At 68.2% G+C, this 16,048-nt stretch carries 16 protein-coding genes and 1 pseudogene; 11 read left to right on the top strand and 6 right to left on the bottom strand.

The features are described from left to right. The first annotated feature begins 255 nt into the window (after positions 1-255). Positions 256-1,050, top strand: a complete 795-nt coding sequence (locus V7026_RS00530) for an EAL domain-containing protein (RefSeq protein WP_334153290.1) — start codon at positions 256-258, stop codon at positions 1,048-1,050. Between the two features lie 34 nt (positions 1,051-1,084). Here the strand turns inward: V7026_RS00530 and V7026_RS00525 are convergent, their stop codons facing one another. The 3 genes from V7026_RS00525 to V7026_RS00515 form a co-directional block, all read right to left on the bottom strand. After that, complete coding sequence (locus tag V7026_RS00525; RefSeq protein WP_334153289.1) at positions 1,085-1,963, bottom strand: sulfurtransferase; 879 nt, start codon at positions 1,961-1,963, stop codon at positions 1,085-1,087. Then, positions 1,960-2,838: a DMT family transporter gene (locus V7026_RS00520; protein WP_334153288.1), complete on the bottom strand. Its 879-nt coding sequence runs from the start codon at positions 2,836-2,838 to the stop codon at positions 1,960-1,962. The genes V7026_RS00525 and V7026_RS00520 overlap by 4 nt, the downstream gene beginning before the upstream one ends. 109 nt (positions 2,839-2,947) lie before the next feature. Further along, complete coding sequence (locus V7026_RS00515) at positions 2,948-4,111, bottom strand: aromatic ring-hydroxylating oxygenase subunit alpha (protein ID WP_334153287.1); 1,164 nt, start codon at positions 4,109-4,111, stop codon at positions 2,948-2,950. Between the two features lie 271 nt (positions 4,112-4,382). Between V7026_RS00515 and xseB the strand changes: the two genes are divergently transcribed. The 7 genes from xseB to dut all read left to right on the top strand — a co-directional run bounded on the left by xseB (position 4,383) and on the right by dut (position 11,875). After that, on the top strand, positions 4,383-4,649 hold the full coding sequence (gene xseB / locus V7026_RS00510; protein ID WP_334153286.1) for an exodeoxyribonuclease VII small subunit: 267 nt from the start codon (positions 4,383-4,385) through the stop codon (positions 4,647-4,649). Then, the gene (locus tag V7026_RS00505) at positions 4,646-5,578 is read left to right on the top strand and encodes a polyprenyl synthetase family protein (RefSeq protein ID WP_334153285.1); all 933 of its coding nucleotides are present in this window, start codon (positions 4,646-4,648) and stop codon (positions 5,576-5,578) included. Before xseB ends, V7026_RS00505 begins: the two co-directional genes overlap by 4 nt. Before the next feature lie 22 nt (positions 5,579-5,600). Next, complete coding sequence (dxs, locus tag V7026_RS00500; RefSeq protein WP_334153284.1) at positions 5,601-7,505, top strand: 1-deoxy-D-xylulose-5-phosphate synthase; 1,905 nt, start codon at positions 5,601-5,603, stop codon at positions 7,503-7,505. A 215-nt stretch (positions 7,506-7,720) separates the two neighbouring features. After that, a complete protein-coding gene (locus V7026_RS00495) occupies positions 7,721-8,800 on the top strand; it encodes a TRAP transporter substrate-binding protein (protein ID WP_334153283.1) in 1,080 nt (359 codons plus the stop codon). A 159-nt stretch (positions 8,801-8,959) separates the two neighbouring features. Beyond that, positions 8,960-9,577: a TRAP transporter small permease subunit gene (locus tag V7026_RS00490; protein ID WP_334153282.1), complete on the top strand. Its 618-nt coding sequence runs from the start codon at positions 8,960-8,962 to the stop codon at positions 9,575-9,577. A 14-nt stretch (positions 9,578-9,591) separates the two neighbouring features. After that, positions 9,592-11,376 carry a TRAP transporter large permease gene (locus V7026_RS00485; RefSeq protein WP_334153281.1) on the top strand — a complete coding sequence of 595 codons (1,785 nt, stop codon included), beginning with the start codon at positions 9,592-9,594 and terminating at the stop codon, positions 11,374-11,376. Between the two features lie 49 nt (positions 11,377-11,425). Then, complete coding sequence (gene dut, locus V7026_RS00480; protein ID WP_334153280.1) at positions 11,426-11,875, top strand: dUTP diphosphatase; 450 nt, start codon at positions 11,426-11,428, stop codon at positions 11,873-11,875. A 57-nt stretch (positions 11,876-11,932) separates the two neighbouring features. Here the strand turns inward: dut and V7026_RS00475 are convergent, their stop codons facing one another. Then, a complete protein-coding gene (locus V7026_RS00475) occupies positions 11,933-12,430 on the bottom strand; it encodes an FKBP-type peptidyl-prolyl cis-trans isomerase (RefSeq protein WP_334153279.1) in 498 nt (165 codons plus the stop codon). A 14-nt stretch (positions 12,431-12,444) separates the two neighbouring features. Between V7026_RS00475 and V7026_RS00470 the strand changes: the two genes are divergently transcribed. Together V7026_RS00470 and V7026_RS00465 are read left to right on the top strand one after the other, a co-directional pair. Continuing rightward, on the top strand, positions 12,445-13,638 hold the full coding sequence (locus V7026_RS00470; protein WP_334153278.1) for a JmjC domain-containing protein: 1,194 nt from the start codon (positions 12,445-12,447) through the stop codon (positions 13,636-13,638). Positions 13,639-13,838: 200 nt separating this feature from the next. Then, positions 13,839-14,051, top strand: coding sequence for a hypothetical protein (locus V7026_RS00465; protein ID WP_334153277.1), 213 nt, complete (start codon positions 13,839-13,841; stop codon positions 14,049-14,051). 115 nt (positions 14,052-14,166) lie between these two features. Here the strand turns inward: V7026_RS00465 and V7026_RS00460 are convergent, their stop codons facing one another. Beyond that, the gene (locus V7026_RS00460; RefSeq protein ID WP_334153296.1) at positions 14,167-14,382 is read right to left on the bottom strand and encodes a hypothetical protein; all 216 of its coding nucleotides are present in this window, start codon (positions 14,380-14,382) and stop codon (positions 14,167-14,169) included. Here V7026_RS00460 and V7026_RS00455 point away from each other — a divergent pair. Then, positions 14,369-14,683: pseudogene (locus V7026_RS00455) on the top strand (TerC family protein); the annotation flags it as partial. The gene V7026_RS00460 and the pseudogene V7026_RS00455 sit on opposite strands and share 14 nt — an antisense overlap. Before the next feature lie 15 nt (positions 14,684-14,698). On the opposite strand, the gene argA reads toward V7026_RS00455, so the two are convergent. Then, positions 14,699-16,048, bottom strand: a complete 1,350-nt coding sequence (argA, locus tag V7026_RS00450) for an amino-acid N-acetyltransferase (RefSeq protein ID WP_334153276.1) — start codon at positions 16,046-16,048, stop codon at positions 14,699-14,701.

Raw genomic sequence — 16,048 nt, 5'->3', positions numbered from 1 at the left:
ATGGAGCAGAGGATGCGATCTAGGAATAAATCAGCGCTTCCCTAAGGCAAGCATGGAAATCCACGACCTGCGCATGACCGTCACGCAAGAGGGGCGATAGGAATAGGAATATCGGCACGAATCGCAACTGGCCGCGTTTCGAGCGCTGGGTCTGCCGCCCATGAAAAGCATACCAAAGCGTGCGCCGCGCGGCCGATCGGCAGCGCAAACGAGCAACGCTTGGTGGTACGGGGTGCGGTCGTTATGATGCGGGGGATGCAGACGTCGACGTTTCTGGAACGCTTTTTCGACGGGGAGTCCGAGGCCATCGTGGGTTGCCTGCGCTGTCGCGGCGCGCAAGCTTACCCGGGTGCGCTGCGCATGGCGTTTCAGCCGATCGCCGACGTGGCGCGGCGCGAGGTGTTCGCCTACGAGGCGCTGGTGCGGGGCCCGGCTGGTGAGCCGGCCGGTGCGGTGCTGGCCGAGGTGCGGCCAGAGCAGCTCTACAGCTTCGATCAAACGTGTCGCGTCCTGGCCATCGACACGGCGCAGCGGCTCGGTATCCGCGTGCGGCTGTCGATCAATTTTTTGCCCAATGCCGTGTACGAGCCGGCCACTTGCATCCGCCTGACGCTGGCGGCGGCGCACAAGGTCGGCTTCGACCCCCGGCGCCTCATCTTCGAGATGACCGAGGCGGAAAAGATCCGCGATCCGCAGCATGCCTTGGGGATCGTGCGCGACTACCAGCACCGCGGTTTTCTGACGGCGATCGATGACTTTGGCGCCGGCTACTCGGGGCTGAATCTGCTGGCGGAGTTCCAGCCGCAACTGGTCAAGCTCGACATGGCGTTGGTGCGCGACATCGACCGCCACCGCGCACGCCAGGCCATCGTCGGCGGCGTGCTGGGCACCTGTGCGGCGCTGGGGGTGCGCGTGATTGCCGAGGGGGTGGAAACGCGCGCCGAGTACGACCAGCTGCGCGCCATGGGCGTGGCGCTGTTCCAGGGCTTTCTGATCGCGCGGCCCGAGGTCGAAGCACTGCCCGAGCCCGATTGGGCCGCGCTGGACTGATGGCCGAGCGTCCCCACGCCTGGGGCCGCGTCCTTCAGCACGACCGGGCGCAAGGCAGCCCCGGCGTGTTACACCACTCGCTCCAGCTGCCGGCAAACAGGGGTGGCGTTCCCAGTCCCGCGATCGTCATGGCCAGCACATTCGGGATGGCGCTGACCCCGCTGCCGCAGTGATGCACCACCGTGGCCGGATCGCGCCCAGCCAGCAAAGCGTCGAATTCCGCCCGCAGACGGTCGGGGGATTTGTAGCGGCCGTCGGCGTCGAAGTTTTCGGTAAACGGCCGGTTCAGCGCCCCCGGGATGTGGCCCGCCACGGGGTCCAGCGGCTCTACCTCCCCGCGATAGCGCGGCGTGGCGCGGGCATCGATCAGCGTTTGTCTGGGCGTGCCGAGAGCGGCCGCCACCTCGTCGGCGCGGCGCAGGGCCACCCGCTCCGGGCCGAGGGCAAAGTCCCCGGCCGTCGCGGGGGCCGCGTCGCCGGTTTCGACGGCCCCGCCCGCCGCCACCCAAGCGGCCCAGCCCCCGTCTAGCACGGCGACCGGTGCATGCCCGCACCAGCGCAACATCCACCACAAGCGCCCGCAGACCATGCCGCCCTGGCGGTCGTAGACCACCACGGCCTCGTCCCGGTTCAGGCCCCAGGCGCGCAGTCGCTGGGCGAACACTTCGCGCGCGGGCAGGGGGTGGCGCCCGCCGCTGGCGGCAGGCGCCTCGTCGTCGGCGCTGGCGCTCAGGTTGTCGTCCAGGTGCACATACCGCGCCCCGGGGATGTGCCCGGCGCGGTACTGGGCGCGCCCCGCCGTCGGGTTGGCCAGGTCGAAGCTGCAATCGAACACCCGCGTCGTGGGGCCGTGCGCCAGCCGCTCGCGCAGGGTGGCGGCATCGATGAGGGGGAAGGGCAGATCGGTGGTCATGCGTGTTCCTCGACCGGCAGCTTGGGGATGGCGCGTTCGCGCAAAAAGGTGGCCGCGATGCCGCTGGCGACGATCAGCGCCATGCCCAGCCAGCCGGTCGGCGGCAGGCGGTCGCCAAACACCGCCAAGCCGTACAGCGCGGCAAAGGCAATGCCAAAGTATTGCAGGTTGGCCACGACCAGCGTCGCCCCGCTGGCGTAGGCGCGCGTCATGCACAACTGCCCCAGCACCGCCAGCAGCCCGATGGGAATCAGCCACAGGGCCTGGGGTGTCGTGAGCGGGCTGGGCCCGATGACGGCCGTGCCCGCAAAGCCGACCAGCGTCGCCCCCACCGAGAAGTAGAACACCGTCCGGCTCTCCGGCTCGCCCGCGCGGGACAGCGCGGCGACCTGCAGATAGGCCAGCGCCGACGTCAGCCCGGACAGCAAGCCGGACAGGCCCCCCAGTGCCGCCGTCCCGTCGAAGGTGGGGCGCAGCACCAGCGCCACCCCGCCAAAACCCACCAGCACCGTCAGGAACAGCGGCGTCTGGTCCCGCAGCGGCTGGCTGCCGCGCTGCAGCAGCAATGCGCCGCCGAGCAGGAAGGCCGCCACCCATACGCTGCTCACATAGTTGAGCGTCATCGCGGTGGCCAGCGGCAATTGCGCGATGGCGTAGAACCACGCCAGCAGCGAGGCGGTGCCGACGATGGTGCGCCACAGGTGCATCATCGGCACGCGCGTCGCGAGCGACACCCCGCGCGAACGCGTCAGCACCAGCAAAAAGAGCATGCCGATCAGGCCGCGGTAGCCCACCACCTCGAAGCTGTGGAAGTGGCTGGACGCGAACTTGATGCACACCCCCATGGAGGCGAACAGGAACGCGCCCACGACCATCCACAGGGCCTGGGCGGGGCGCTCGCGGCGCGGGGACGCGGCCGGGGGGGAGCCGACCGTCGTGGTCCTGGCGGCCCCGGCGGCGCTGGCGGGATCGTGGCGCAGGGGGTCAGCCTCCGACGCCGCCGACCGGCATCCCCATGCGGGCGCGGTACCACTCGTGGAAGTGCTGCATGCCGTCTTCCATCGGGCTCTGGTAGGGGCCGACCTCGCTGGTGCCGCGCTGCAGCAGCGCCTTGCGGCCGGCGTCCATGCGCTCGGCGATTTCGTCGTCTTCGATGGCCGTCTCCATGTAGGCGGCGCGCTGCGCTTCCATGAACTCGGGCTCGAAGGCGGCGATCTCTTCCGGATAGTAGAACTCCACCAGGTTGAGCGTCTTGTCCACCGCGATCGGGTGCAGGGTGGAGACCGTCAGCACATGCGGATACCACTCGACCATGATGTGCGGGTAGTAGGTCAGCCACACCGCGCCGTGTTCGGGCAGGCGGCCCTCGCGGTGGCGCATCAGCACCTCGTGCCAGCGTTCGTACACCGGGCTGCCGGCCTTCGCGCCCAGGTTTTGCACGCCCACGGTCTGCACCGAAAACTCGGGTGCAAACTGCCAGCGCAGATCGTCGCAGGTGACGAAATTGCCCAGCCCCGGGTGGAAAGGCACGACGTGGTAGTCCTCCAGATAGACCTCGATGAAGGTCTTCCAGTTGTAGTTGCACTCGTGCAGCTCGACGTGGCCGAGCACCATGCCGTCGAAGTTGAACACATCGGCCACCTGCATCGCGCGCAGGTCGGCGGCGATGTCGCGGCCGTTGTCCTCGAACAGCAGGCCGTTCCATTCGCGCAGCTTCCAGCGCTGCAGGTTCAGGCACGGGTCCTGCGCGAAGTGGGGCGCCCCGATCAGCGTGCCCGTGGGCAGGTTCTGGCCCAGGCCGCCGCTGTAGGTCCAGCGGTGCAGCGGGCAGACGATGTGCCCGCCGGCGTGCGCCTGTCCCTCGTGGTTGAGGTTGCCGCGGCCTTTGAGCATCACGGCCTGCCGGTGGCGGCAGACGTTGCTGACCAGCTCCACGCCGCGCTCGGTGCGCACCAGCGCGCGGCCCTCACCCTCCTGCGGCAGCGCAAAATAATCCCCGACGTTCGGAACCGCGTTGGCGTGCCCCACGTAGCGGGGCCCGGACTGAAAGATCGTCTCCAGCTCGCGCCGGAACAGCGCCTCGTCGAAATACACGGACACCGGCAGTTGGCTTTTCGCCTGCTGCAATGGAAGACTCAAATCGGACATGATGATCCTGACCTCAGACTCCCCCGATGACGGGGCATACAAGCGCTACAGAAACGTGGGGACGGTTCGGCGCGGGGTTGGGGAAACACACCTCCTTGTGGGGTGAAAGCACTGTCCCCCGCCAGTCTGGACGAATCCAGGCCGCGGGGGACGGCGCATTCTACCCCCACCCCCGTCGGCGGGGCAACCCACTACAATGAAAGACTTTTTGAGCCGGATCAAAAAACGGCGTCCATCCGCCATGACGCGCCCCGACGCAACGGATCCCGATATGCCACGCGCCCAGTCCTCCCCCGCCGTTGCCGACAGCGACGCGGCCTCCGAGCCGCTGCCCAGCACCTACGAGGCGGCGGTGCAGGAGCTCGAAGCCCTGCTGGCGCGGCTGGAGTCCGGGCAAATGCCGCTGGACGATTTGCTCGGGGCGTACCAGCGCGCCTCGGCCCTGTTGGCGTATTGCCGCTCGCGGCTGGAGGCGGTCGAGCAGCAGATTCGCGTGGTGGATGGCCAGCAGACCCGGCCGTGGGAGCCTGGGGCATGACGGACGTGGCGCTGCCGGCCGCGCCCGCGGCCGGACTGGGGGAGTGGATGGCCCGGCGCCTCGAGCAGATGGAGGCGTTTTTGGACGCGCACCTGCCCGCCGATGCGCCGGCCGGGCTCGGCGATGCCATGCGGTATGCCGTGCTGGACGGGGGCAAGCGGTTGCGCCCCCTGCTGGCCCTGGCGGCCTGGGAGGCGGTGTCCGGCGATGTTGATCCGGCGGCGGACGCCCCCGTGTGGTCGGTCGCGGGGGCGGTCGAGCTCATCCACGCCTATTCGCTGGTGCACGACGACCTGCCCTGCATGGACGACGATGTCCTGCGGCGGGGCAAGCCGACCGTCCATGTGCGCTACGGCGAGGCGCAGGCTTTGCTGGCCGGTGATGCGCTGCAGGCGCTGGCCTTCGAGTGGCTGGTCGCGTCGCCCTGGGCGCAGGCACGGCCCGCGCTGGCCGTGGCGCTGACGCGGGAGCTGGCCGTGGCGTCCGGCGCGGCGGGCATGGCGGGCGGGCAGGCCATCGATCTGGCCGGGGTCGGGCAGCGCCTGGACCAGCCGGCGCTGGAGGACATGCACCGCCGCAAGACGGGCGCGCTGTTGCTGGCCAGCGTGCGCATGGGGGCGTTGGCGGCCGGGGGGGAAGGCGCCGCGCTGGCGGCACTGGACCGCTATGGCCGCGCGCTCGGCTTGGCCTTCCAGGTGATCGACGATGTGCTCGATGCCACGGCCGACTCTGCCACGCTGGGCAAGACGGCGGGCAAGGACGCCGCCGCCGACAAACCCACGTTCGTTTCGCTGCTGGGCGTCGAGCCGGCGCGGGCCTATGCGCAGGCGCTGCTGGCGCAGGCCCTGCAGGCCTTGCACGACATGCCGGGGCAACCGACGCAACGCCTGGCGGCGCTGGCGCGGTGGGTGGTGCAGCGCCGGTATTGACGGTATCGACAGGGGGATAGCCATGAACGGATTGCTCTTGTCCATCGACTCACCGGCCGATCTGCGCCGGCTGGCGCGTCCCCAGTTGCGACCGCTGGCCGATGAGCTGCGCGAGTTTCTGGTGCAAAGCGTGGCGCGCACCGGCGGGCACTTCAGCTCCAACCTGGGGACGGTGGAGCTGACGGTCGCGCTGCACTATGTGTTCGACACGCCGCACGACCGGCTGGTGTGGGACGTCGGCCACCAGACCTATCCGCACAAGATTTTGACCGGCCGGCGCGAGCGCATGCACACCCTGCGGCAGCTCGGCGGTATCAGCGGTTTTCCGGTGCGCAGCGAAAGCGAGTACGACGCCTTCGGCACCGCGCACTCGTCCACCAGCATCTCCGCCGCGCTGGGTATGGCGCTGGCTGCCCAGGCCAAGGGCGAGCGCCGGCGCGCGGTGGCGGTGATCGGCGACGGGGCCATGACCGCCGGCATGGCGTTCGAGGCGCTCAACAACGCGGGCGTCACCAAGGCCCCGCTGCTGGTCGTGCTCAACGACAACGACATGTCGATCAGCCCGCCGGTCGGTGCGCTCAACCGGTATCTGGCGCAGCTCATGAGCGGGCGGTTTTACGCGGCGGCGCGCAGCGTCGGTCGGCAGGTGCTCAGCGTGGCCCCGCCACTGCTGGAGTTTGCCCGCCGTTTCGAGGAGCACGCCAAGGGCATGGTCGTGCCCGCGACGCTGTTCGAGAAGTTCGGCTTCAACTACATCGGCCCGATCGACGGGCACGACCTCGAATCGCTCGTGCCCACGCTGGAGAACATCCGCCGCCTGCTCGACGACGGCGCGGGTCCGCAGTTTTTGCACGTGGTCACCAAGAAGGGGCAGGGCTACAAACTGGCCGAGGCGGACCCGATCACCTACCACGGCCCGGGCAAGTTCGACCCGCAGGTCGGCGTCGTCCCCCCGGCGCAGCCGCCCAAGCCCACCTTCAGCGCCGTGTTCGGCCAGTGGCTGTGCGACATGGCCGAGCGCGACAAGCGGCTCATCGGCATCACGCCCGCGATGCGCGAGGGCTCGGGCATGGTGGAGTTCCACCGGCGTTTTCCGGACCGTTATTACGACGTCGGCATTGCCGAGCAGCATGCGGTGACCTTTGCCGCAGGGCTGGCCTGCGAGGGCCTCAAGCCCGTGGTGGCGATCTATTCCACCTTTTTGCAGCGCGCCTACGACCAGGCCATCCACGACGTGGCGCTGCAAAATTTGCCCGTCGTGTTTGCGCTGGACCGTGCCGGCATCGTCGGTGCCGACGGTCCGACCCACTGCGGCGCGTACGACATCCCGTTCCTGCGCTGCATTCCCAACGTCGCCATCGCGTGTCCGTCGGACGAGGCGGAGTGTTACCAGCTGCTGACCACCGCCTACGAACAGTCGCATCCGGTGGCGGTGCGCTACCCGCGCGGCGCGGGCGTGGGCGCGGCCCTGCCGCGCGAGCCGCAGGCACTGCCCTACGGCCGGGGCGAGGTGCGCCGACGGGGCCGGGGGGTGGCGATCCTGGCCTTCGGGACCCTGCTGCACCCGGCGCTGCAGGCAGCCGAGGCGCTGGGCGCGACGGTGGCCAACATGCGCTGGGCCAAACCCCTGGACCGCGACCTGGTGTTGGCGTTGGCGCGCGACCACGAGGCGCTGGTCACGGTGGAGGAGGGCGCCATCGCCGGCGGTGCCGGGGCCGCGGTGATGGAGCTGCTCGCCGCCGAAGGCGTGGTGCGCCCGGTGTTGCCGCTCGGCCTGCCCGATCGCTTCATCGAGCACGGTGACCCGGCGCTGTTGCTGGCGCGGCTGGGGCTGGATGCGGCCGGGATCGAGCGCAGCGTGCGCGACCGTTTCGGTGCGCATCTGGTGGCCCGGCCGGTGCTCGAAGTGGTGCATCCCGCCGCCTGAACGGCCAATGTGCGGCCCGTGTGCACAGGCATGGGGGGCATGGAAACGATTTGTTTGACGTTTGAAATAAATTCAAAATTCCCAGCGAAAGCCCGCTCTCAGGGTAAACACTCCCGCTGCGGCCGGCGGGCGTCCACTATAGTCGCCTCCGCTACGCCGTCCGGTTCGCCGAGAGCTGGCGGCGTCAGGCAATCAACCCCAAGGAGTTTTCCGACATGGATCGTCGTTCCGTCATCAAGCACGCTGGCATGGCCGGCATCCTGGCCGCTGCGGCCGCACCCGCGGTGCACGCCCAGGCCACGATCCGCTGGCGCCTGGCCTCCAGCTTCCCCAAGTCGCTGGACACCATCCACGGCGCGGCCGACGTGTTCGCCAAGAAGATCGGCGAGATGTCCGGTGGCAAGTTCCAGGTGACGGTGCATGCCCCGGGTGAACTGGTGCCGGCATTCGGCATCGTCGACGCCCTGCAGCAGGGCACGGTGGAAGCCGGTCACACCGCACCGTACTACTACTTCGGCAAGGACGACACCTTCGCCCTGGGTACGGCCATTCCGTTCGGCTTGAACAGCCGCCAGCTCACGGCGTGGTACTACGAAGGCAACGGCCTCAAGCTGTTCCGCGAGTTCTACGACCAGTACAACATCGTCAACTTCCCTGGCGGCAACACCGGCGCCCAGATGGGCGGCTGGTTCCGCAAGGAGATCAAGGGCCCGCAGGACTTCAAGGGCCTGAAGTTCCGCATGGGCGGCTTCGCCGGCAAGGTGCTCAGCCGTCTGGGCGCGGTGCCGCAGAACATCCCGGGTGGTGAAATCTACCAGGCGCTGGAGAAGGGCACGATCGACGCCTGCGAATGGATCGGACCGTACGACGACGAGAAGCTCGGCTTCAACAAGGTCGCCAAGAACTATTACTACCCGGGCTTCTGGGAAGGTGGCGCCCAGCTCGACTTCTACATCAACAAGAAGGCCTACAACGACCTGTCGGCCGAATACAAGGCCATGGTCGAGTCGGCGGCGGCCTATGCCCACGCCGTAATGCAGGCCCGCTACGACGCCCGCAACCCGGCAGCGCTCAAGCGTCTGGTCGCGGCTGGCACCAAAGTGGCGCCGTTCCCGAAGACGGTGATGGACGAGGCCTTCAAGCAGGCCATGGCGCTGTACGACGAGCTGAGCAACTCCAACCCCAACTGGAAGAAGATCTACAGCGACTACGCGGCTTTCCGTCGCGACCAGAACCTGTGGTTCCGCCTGCCGGAAGCGGCGTTCGACCGCTACATGCAGGGCACCAAGCTGTAATCGACGAGGGCGGTCATCCCCAGCCCCGCGCAAGCGGGGTTTTTTGTGGGTGACCGTTGGGTGTGGTGCCGGGCGGCACCGGCACGCCCTGCGGGCCGTGCCGGTTGGTCGGTATACTGCCCGGCTTTCTCGTTCGGGACCCTGAACCAGGGGATAGGAATGCAAGCGCTGCTCACCTTCTCTCGGCTGATCGATGCCATCAGCGACCGCATCGGCAAGCTCGGCATGTGGCTGATTCTCTTGACCACGTTGATCAGTGCCGCCAATGCCGTCTCGCGCAAGGTGTTCGACCTCAGCTCCAACGCTTTCCTCGAGATCCAGTGGTATCTGTTCGCGGCGGTCTTTCTTCTTGGTGGCGGTTACGCGTTTTTGCGCAACGCCCATGTGCGCATCGACTTCGTGTCCAGCCGCTTCTCCGACCGGGCTCGCAACTGGGTCGATATCGTCGGCATCCTCGTCTTCATTCTGCCGCTGTGCTACATGATGGTGGTGCTGGGCTGGCCGCTGTTCGAGCGTGCCTGGCAGTCGGGTGAGATGTCATCCAACGCCGGGGGGCTGATTCGCTGGCCGGTCTATCTGCTCATCCCGGTGGGCTTCGTCATCCTGTTTTTGCAGAGTGTGAGCGAGTTGATCAAGCGCATCGCCTTCCTCACCGGGCACGGTCCGGACGTGCTGGCGCATACGGGCCCGAGTGAGGCGCAGCAGCTCGCCAAGGACATCGCCGAGGCCGAAAAGCGCCATGAAGAAGAGGTCGCCGCGGCGGCCCGCCAACACTGAGCGACGAGACGACCATGGTCGAATTCCTCACCAACAACTTCGTTCCGGTGATGTTCGCCGGGCTGCTGGTCTTTTTGCTGAGCGGCTTTCCCGTGGCCTTTGGCTTGGCGGCCACTGGGCTGTTTTTCGGCTTCATCGGCATGGAGATCGGCCTGTTTGCGGACACGCTGTTCCAGGCGCTGCCGCTGCGCGTGTTCGGCATCATGCAAAACGACACGCTGCTGGCCATCCCGTTCTTCACGCTCATGGGCATTATCCTGGAGCGCAGCGGCATGGCCGAGGACCTGCTGGAGACCGTCGGCCAGGTGTTCGGCCCGGTGCGCGGCGGGCTGGCGGTGGCCGTGGTGCTGGTCGGTGCTCTGCTGGCGGCGACCACCGGCGTCGTGGCTGCGGCCGTCATCTCGATGGGCTTGATCTCTCTGCCCATCATGCTGCGCTACGGCTATAACCGCACCATCGCCACCGGCACCATCACCGCATCGGGCACGCTGGCGCAGGCATTGCCGCCGTCGCTGGTGCTGATCGTGTTGGCCGACCAGCTCGGCCGCTCGGTGGGCGACATGTACGCCGGTGCGCTGATTCCGGGCTTGCTGCTGGTGGGGTTGTATCTGGTGTTCATCGCCGCTGTGGCGGTCGTACGGCCGTCGTGGGTGCCCCCGCTGCCGCCCGAGGCGCGTATCTACTCCGAGGCCAACGGCGCCAGCGGGCACCGTTCGCTGTTCGCGCTGTTGCTGGTGGCAGCCGCGGCTGGCTATCTGTGGTGGCAGAACCACGAGGCGCTGATCAATCCCCTCACCGGACGCGATGGTCCTGCACCGGGGGACGAGCTGGTGATCTTTTCGGTTGCCATCGCTTCCTTCACGGCGCTGCTGTTGGCCGTGGTCAACCATGTCGCGCGACTGGGCCTGTTGTCGCGACTGGCCGAGCGCGTGACCTTCGTCCTGATCCCGCCGCTGATCCTGATTTTCCTGGTGCTGGGGACCATCTTCCTGGGCATCGCCACGCCGACGGAAGGCGGTGCGATGGGGGCGGTGGGGGCGCTGATCATGGCCGCCTCGCGCAGACGCTTGTCGCTGTCGCTGCTCAAGCAGGCGATGGAGAACGCCACCAAGCTGTCCATCTTCGTGATGTTCATCCTGATCGGCTCGACGGTGTTCAGCTTCACCTTCAACGCCGCCGACGGCCATGTCTGGGTCGAACACCTGTTCGACAAGCTGCCGGGTGGGGCGATCGGCTTCCTGATCTTCGTCAACCTGCTGGTGTTCGTGCTCGGTTTCTTCATCGACTTCTTCGAGATCGCGTTCATCGTGATCCCGTTGCTGGCGCCGGTGGCCGACAAGATGGGGATCGACCTGATCTGGTTCGGCGTCATCATCGCGATGAATCTGCAGACGTCGTTCCTGACGCCGCCGTTTGGCTTTGCGCTGTTCTATCTGCGCAGCGTCGCGGCGCGCGAGGACTACACCGACAAGGTGACGGGCCGCCGAATCCCGGCCGTGACCACCACGCAGATCTACAAGGGCTCAATCGCCTTCATCGTGCTGCAGATCCTCATGGTGGCGACCATCATGGCCTTCCCCGGGCTGGTCGTCGACCACCTGGGCCCCAAGACGAAGGTGGACGATGCTGTCTTGATGGAAAAGCTCGATCAGTTGGGGGGTGATGGCTCCTCGCCCTGGGGCGATGACGAAGAGGCCAACCCCGGCGACGAGCAGGACGAATCCGCCCCTGGCAAGGAGGGCGAGGAGATCGATCCCGTCAAGGCGCTCGAGGAAGCCGCCAAGAAGGCCCAGCAGTGACTCAGTCGGGGCGGCTCGACATCGGTGCTGCCCCGCGCATCCCACGCCCATGCACGTCGACGTCAAGATCCTCGATCCCCGGCTGCACGGACAGCCGCCCGCCTACGCCACACCGGGCAGCGCCGGTCTGGACCTGCGTGCCTGCCTGGATGCCCCGCTGACGCTGGCGCCTAACGCCTGGCAACTGGTGCCCACGGGCCTGGCCATCCATTTGGCCGACCCGGGCTATGCAGCGCTGATCCTGCCGCGCTCCGGTCTGGGCCACAAACACGGTCTGGTGCTGGGCAATCTGGTCGGGCTGATCGACAGCGACTACCAGGGGCAGCTCATGGTCAGCGCCTGGAACCGCAGCCCCGTGCCGTTCACCATCGAGCCGCTGGAGCGCATCGCGCAGCTCGTCATCGTGCCGGTGGTGCAGGCGCAGTTCCGTGTCGTCGAGGCGTTTGTCGAGGCGACGGCGCGCGGCGAGGGCGGCTACGGCTCCACCGGCCGCGCGTGATCCCCACGCGGTCCACGCCCGGGTGCGGGGCGGTCAACCGCGCAGCCGATTGCGCCGTCAGTCGCGCAAATGCACCTGGAAGAAACCCGTGCCGGTGCTGCCGCGGCCGACCTCGTCCACTGTCGCTTCGCGCACATCGTGCACCCGCAGCGTCAGCCGTAGGGCCATGCCGGCCAGGGGGTGGTTGGCGTCCAGCACCACGTGCTCGGGGTAGATTTCGCTGACGAAGTACAGCCGGTCGCGCGGCGCGTCCGGCGTGCAACCCGGCGGCAACCCCTCGAAGGCCATGCCCACCTCCAGCTCGGCCGGGAAGGCCGAGCGCGGCTCCAGGTAGATCAACTGGTCGTCGAAGTCGCCAAAGGCGTCTTTGGGTTCCAGGTGCAGCTCCACGCGGTCACCCGGGCCACGGCCGACCAGGCCCTGCTCGATACTGGCCAGCAGGTCACGTCCGCCAACCAAAAACTCCACCGGCTCGTCCGAGGCGTCGAGCACGTCGCCCAAGGTGTCCTTCAGGGTCCAGCTCAGGCTGGCCACGCAGGGGGGTGCGATTTTCATCGGACAATTGTCCCATGAGACGACCCACGCCCTCCAGCGCCTTTCCGTTCTCCCGGCCCCGGCCGACCGAGCCGACCCCGCTGCTCGGCGGGCTGACGCCCGAGCAGTTCATGCAGCGCCATTGGCAGCGCCGCCCGCTGTTGATCCGACAGGCGGTGGTGGGCTTTCGCCCGCTGCTGTCGCGGGCCGAGCTGTTTGCGCTGGCCGCGCGCGAGGACGTGGAGTCGCGCGTGGTCGAGCAGCACCCCGAGGCCGACGATCCGGCCCGGACCTGGCAGCTGCGGCACGGGCCGTTCGATCCCCGCGCACGGCGGGGCGAGCGCGCGCTGCCGCCGCTGCGGCGCCCGGGTTGGACCCTGCTGGTGCAAGGCGTGGACCTGCACCACGATGGGGTGCATGCGTTGATGCAGCGGTTTCGCTTCGTGCCCGACGTCCGGCTGGACGATGTGATGATCTCCTGGGCCAGCGACGGCGGCGGGGTGGGGCCGCACTACGACAGCTACGACGTCTTTTTGCTGCAGGCCAGCGGGCGGCGCCGCTGGCGCATCGGCCGGCAGCGGGATCTGGCGCTGCGGCCCGATCTGCCGTGCAAGATTCTGCAGCGCTTCGAGCCCGAGCAGGACTGGGTGCTCGAGCCCGGTGACATGCTTTACCTGCCGCCGCGCTGGGCCCACGACGGGGTGGCCGTGGGCGACGACTGCATGACGTATTCCATCGGATTCCGGGTGCCGCAGCGCGGCGGGCTGGCGGCCGAGCTGGTGCTGCGGCTGGCCGACGAACACGAGGACGAGGCCCTGTACCGCGACCCCCGCCAGCCCGCCACGACCGAACCCGCACGCATCCCGACGGCTCTGCAGGCCTTTGCGCGCGAGGGGCTGCAGCGCCTGGTGGCGGATGAGCGGGCGTTGGCCTGCGCCTTGGGCGAGGTGTTGACCGAACCCAAGCCGCGCGTGTGGTTCGAACCGGCCGAGGTCCCCTGGACGCCGGGCGCCGTCGTGCTGGACCGGCGAACCCGCATGGCGTACGACGAGCACCATGTTTTCATCAACGGCGAGGCGCTGATCGCGCGCGGGCGCGACGCCCGCTTGATGCGCAGGCTGGCCGATGCGCGCGAGTTGTCGGCCGACGAGGTGCGGCGCGCCAGCGACGACGCCCGCGCCGCGCTGGCGCAGTGGTTCGAGGCTGGCTGGCTGCATGCGGCGCCTTGATGGGCGCGGCGGACAACTTCGGTAGCAAATGTTACGATTGCTTACAAGGGTAAACCCTAGGTTGGTTCCATAATGAATCTGTTTGGTGCACGGCCGGTTTCCGGTTGGTGCATACGGACCACAAGTCGTCCCCGTGCCGGCGGGGCGGCGGTTGTGCAACACGGACTCCCGGTGTCCCCCCGATTCGGAATCGACCTCACATGAACAAGACCGCTCTGATCGCTGCTTTGATCGCCGCCGCCAGCCTGGCTGCCTGCGGCAAGAAGGAAGAAGCTCCGGCGCCCGCGCCCGCCCCGGCTGCGGCGCCTGCCGACAACGCCCAGCAGCCGGCTCAGCCGCCCGCTGGCGACCAGGCCCAGCAACCCGCACAGCAGCCCGCTGGCGAGCAAAAGCCGGCCGAGCAGAAGCAGTGATGTCGTCGCGCGCCGGCATGCGCGCCGGCGCCTGAGCGATCGGGCATGCCGGGCCCTGATCTGGCTGCCACCGAGCCGCCCCCACGGGGGCGGTTTCGTTTTTTCTCGGGCCGGGTTACGGGGGGCTGGTGGCGTGCTGCAGCAGCCGTTGCACCAGCGGGTGCTGGCGCATGTGCCGGCTGAGGATGGCGTGGATGTCTTCCCGCACGCCCTCGCACGCGCCCAGCGGCAGCAGTCCGGGCAGCGGCCCGTCGCTGTTCAGGCCCAGGCGGCTGGCGGGAAAGACCCCCATCCCGCGCGCGGCAAACACGGCCATCAGGGCGCTGTCCATGGAAAACGTCTTCGTGATCGCGCTGATCTTTGGCATTCTGGGCATTGCGCGCCCGTACCAGCACCGTGTGCTGTTCTGGGGCATTTTGGGCGTGATCGTTCTGCGTGCCCTGATGATCGGTCTGGGTGCGGTGCTGGTGTTCATCGGGGCAAAGATTTTCCTGGTCGGCATCGTGGGCAAGATCCCGGCGGTGGTTTCGCTGTCGGTGACCTTGGGCCTGATCGCCGGAGGCGTGCTGTACTCGCTGTGGAAGACGCGCCAGGACGAGGCCGCCCGCGGCGGCCCGCACCGCGTCATGTGAGGGGCGGGGGGCGCCTCAACCCAGGCGCTTGACCAGCACCTGGCTGCGCCGGTCCCAGTTGTATTTGCGCTTGCGCGCCTCGGGCAGCCAATCGGGCGGCACGGGCTGAAAGCCCCGTTTGAGGAACCAGTGCATGGTGCGGGTGGTGAGCACGAAGATGCTCTCCAGCCCCATCAGCCGCGCGCGCTGCTCGATGCGCTTGAGCAGTTTTTCGCCGTCGCCCTGGCCCTGCGCCTGCGGCGAGACGGTCAGCGAGGCCATCTCGCCGGTGCGGGCCTCGGGGTAGGGGTAGAGTGCCGCGCAGCCAAAGATCACGCCATCGTGCTCGATGATGGTGTAGTTGGCGATGTCGCGTTCGATCTCGGTGCGGCTGCGCTTGACCAGCGTGCCGTCTTTCTCGAACGGTTCGATCAGTTGCAGGATGCCGCCCACGTCGTCGGCATTGGCCTCGCGCAGGCTCTCCAGCTTCTCGTCCACGACCATGGTGCCGATGCCGTCGTGCACATACACCTCCAGCAGCAGCGAGCCGTCCACGGCAAAGGGGATGATGTGGCTGCGCTCCACGCCCCCCTTGCAGGCCCGCAGGCAGTACTGCAGGTAAAAGCCCGGGTCGGTGGGCTGCGCGGGCTGCGGCCCCTCGGCCAGGATGCGCTCGGCGTCGGCCAGCGGCAGCTCGGTGTCGATGGGGTTGTCGTCGCCCGGCGGGTCGAACGGCCGCACGCGGATGCCGGGGATCTCGGTGACGAAGATGAGCTTGTCGGCCTGCAGCGCCACCGCGACGCTGGTGGCCACCTCCTCCATGCTGAGGTTGAACGCCTCGCCCGTGGGCGAGAAGCCGAAGGGCGACAGCAGCACCAGCGCCCCCATGTCCAGCGCGCGCACGATGCCGACGGCGTCCACCTTGCGCACCAGCCCCGAGTGCTGAAAATCGATGCCATCGACGATGCCCACCGGCCGCGCGGTGATGAAGTTGCCCGAGATGACGCGCACGGTGGCACCCGCCATGGGCGTGTTGGGCAGCCCCATGCTGAAGGCGGCCTCGATCTCGTAGCGCAGTTGGCCCGCGGCCTCTTGGGCGCTGTCCAGTGCCACCGAGTCGGTGATGCGGATGCCGCGGTGGTAGCGGGCTTCGTGCCCCTTGGCGCGCAACTGCTCGTTGACCTGTGGGCGAAAGCCGTGCACCAGCACGATGCGCACGCCCATGCTCTGGATGAGCGCGAGGTCCTGCACCAGGTTGGGCAGCTTGCCGGCGGCAATGGCCTCGCCCGGCACGCCGACCACGAAGGTCTGGTTGCGGAACTTGTGGATGTACGGTGCCACCGATCGGAACCAGGGCACGAAGGTGAAATTGAAGACGGTGGACAT

The organism is Tepidimonas sp., from assembly GCF_036825565.1.
In the GTDB taxonomy this organism is placed as follows: domain Bacteria; phylum Pseudomonadota; class Gammaproteobacteria; order Burkholderiales; family Burkholderiaceae_C; genus Tepidimonas.
The sequence above is the reverse complement of the archived record's forward strand: the minus strand, read 5'-3'. Positions and strand labels throughout refer to the sequence as shown.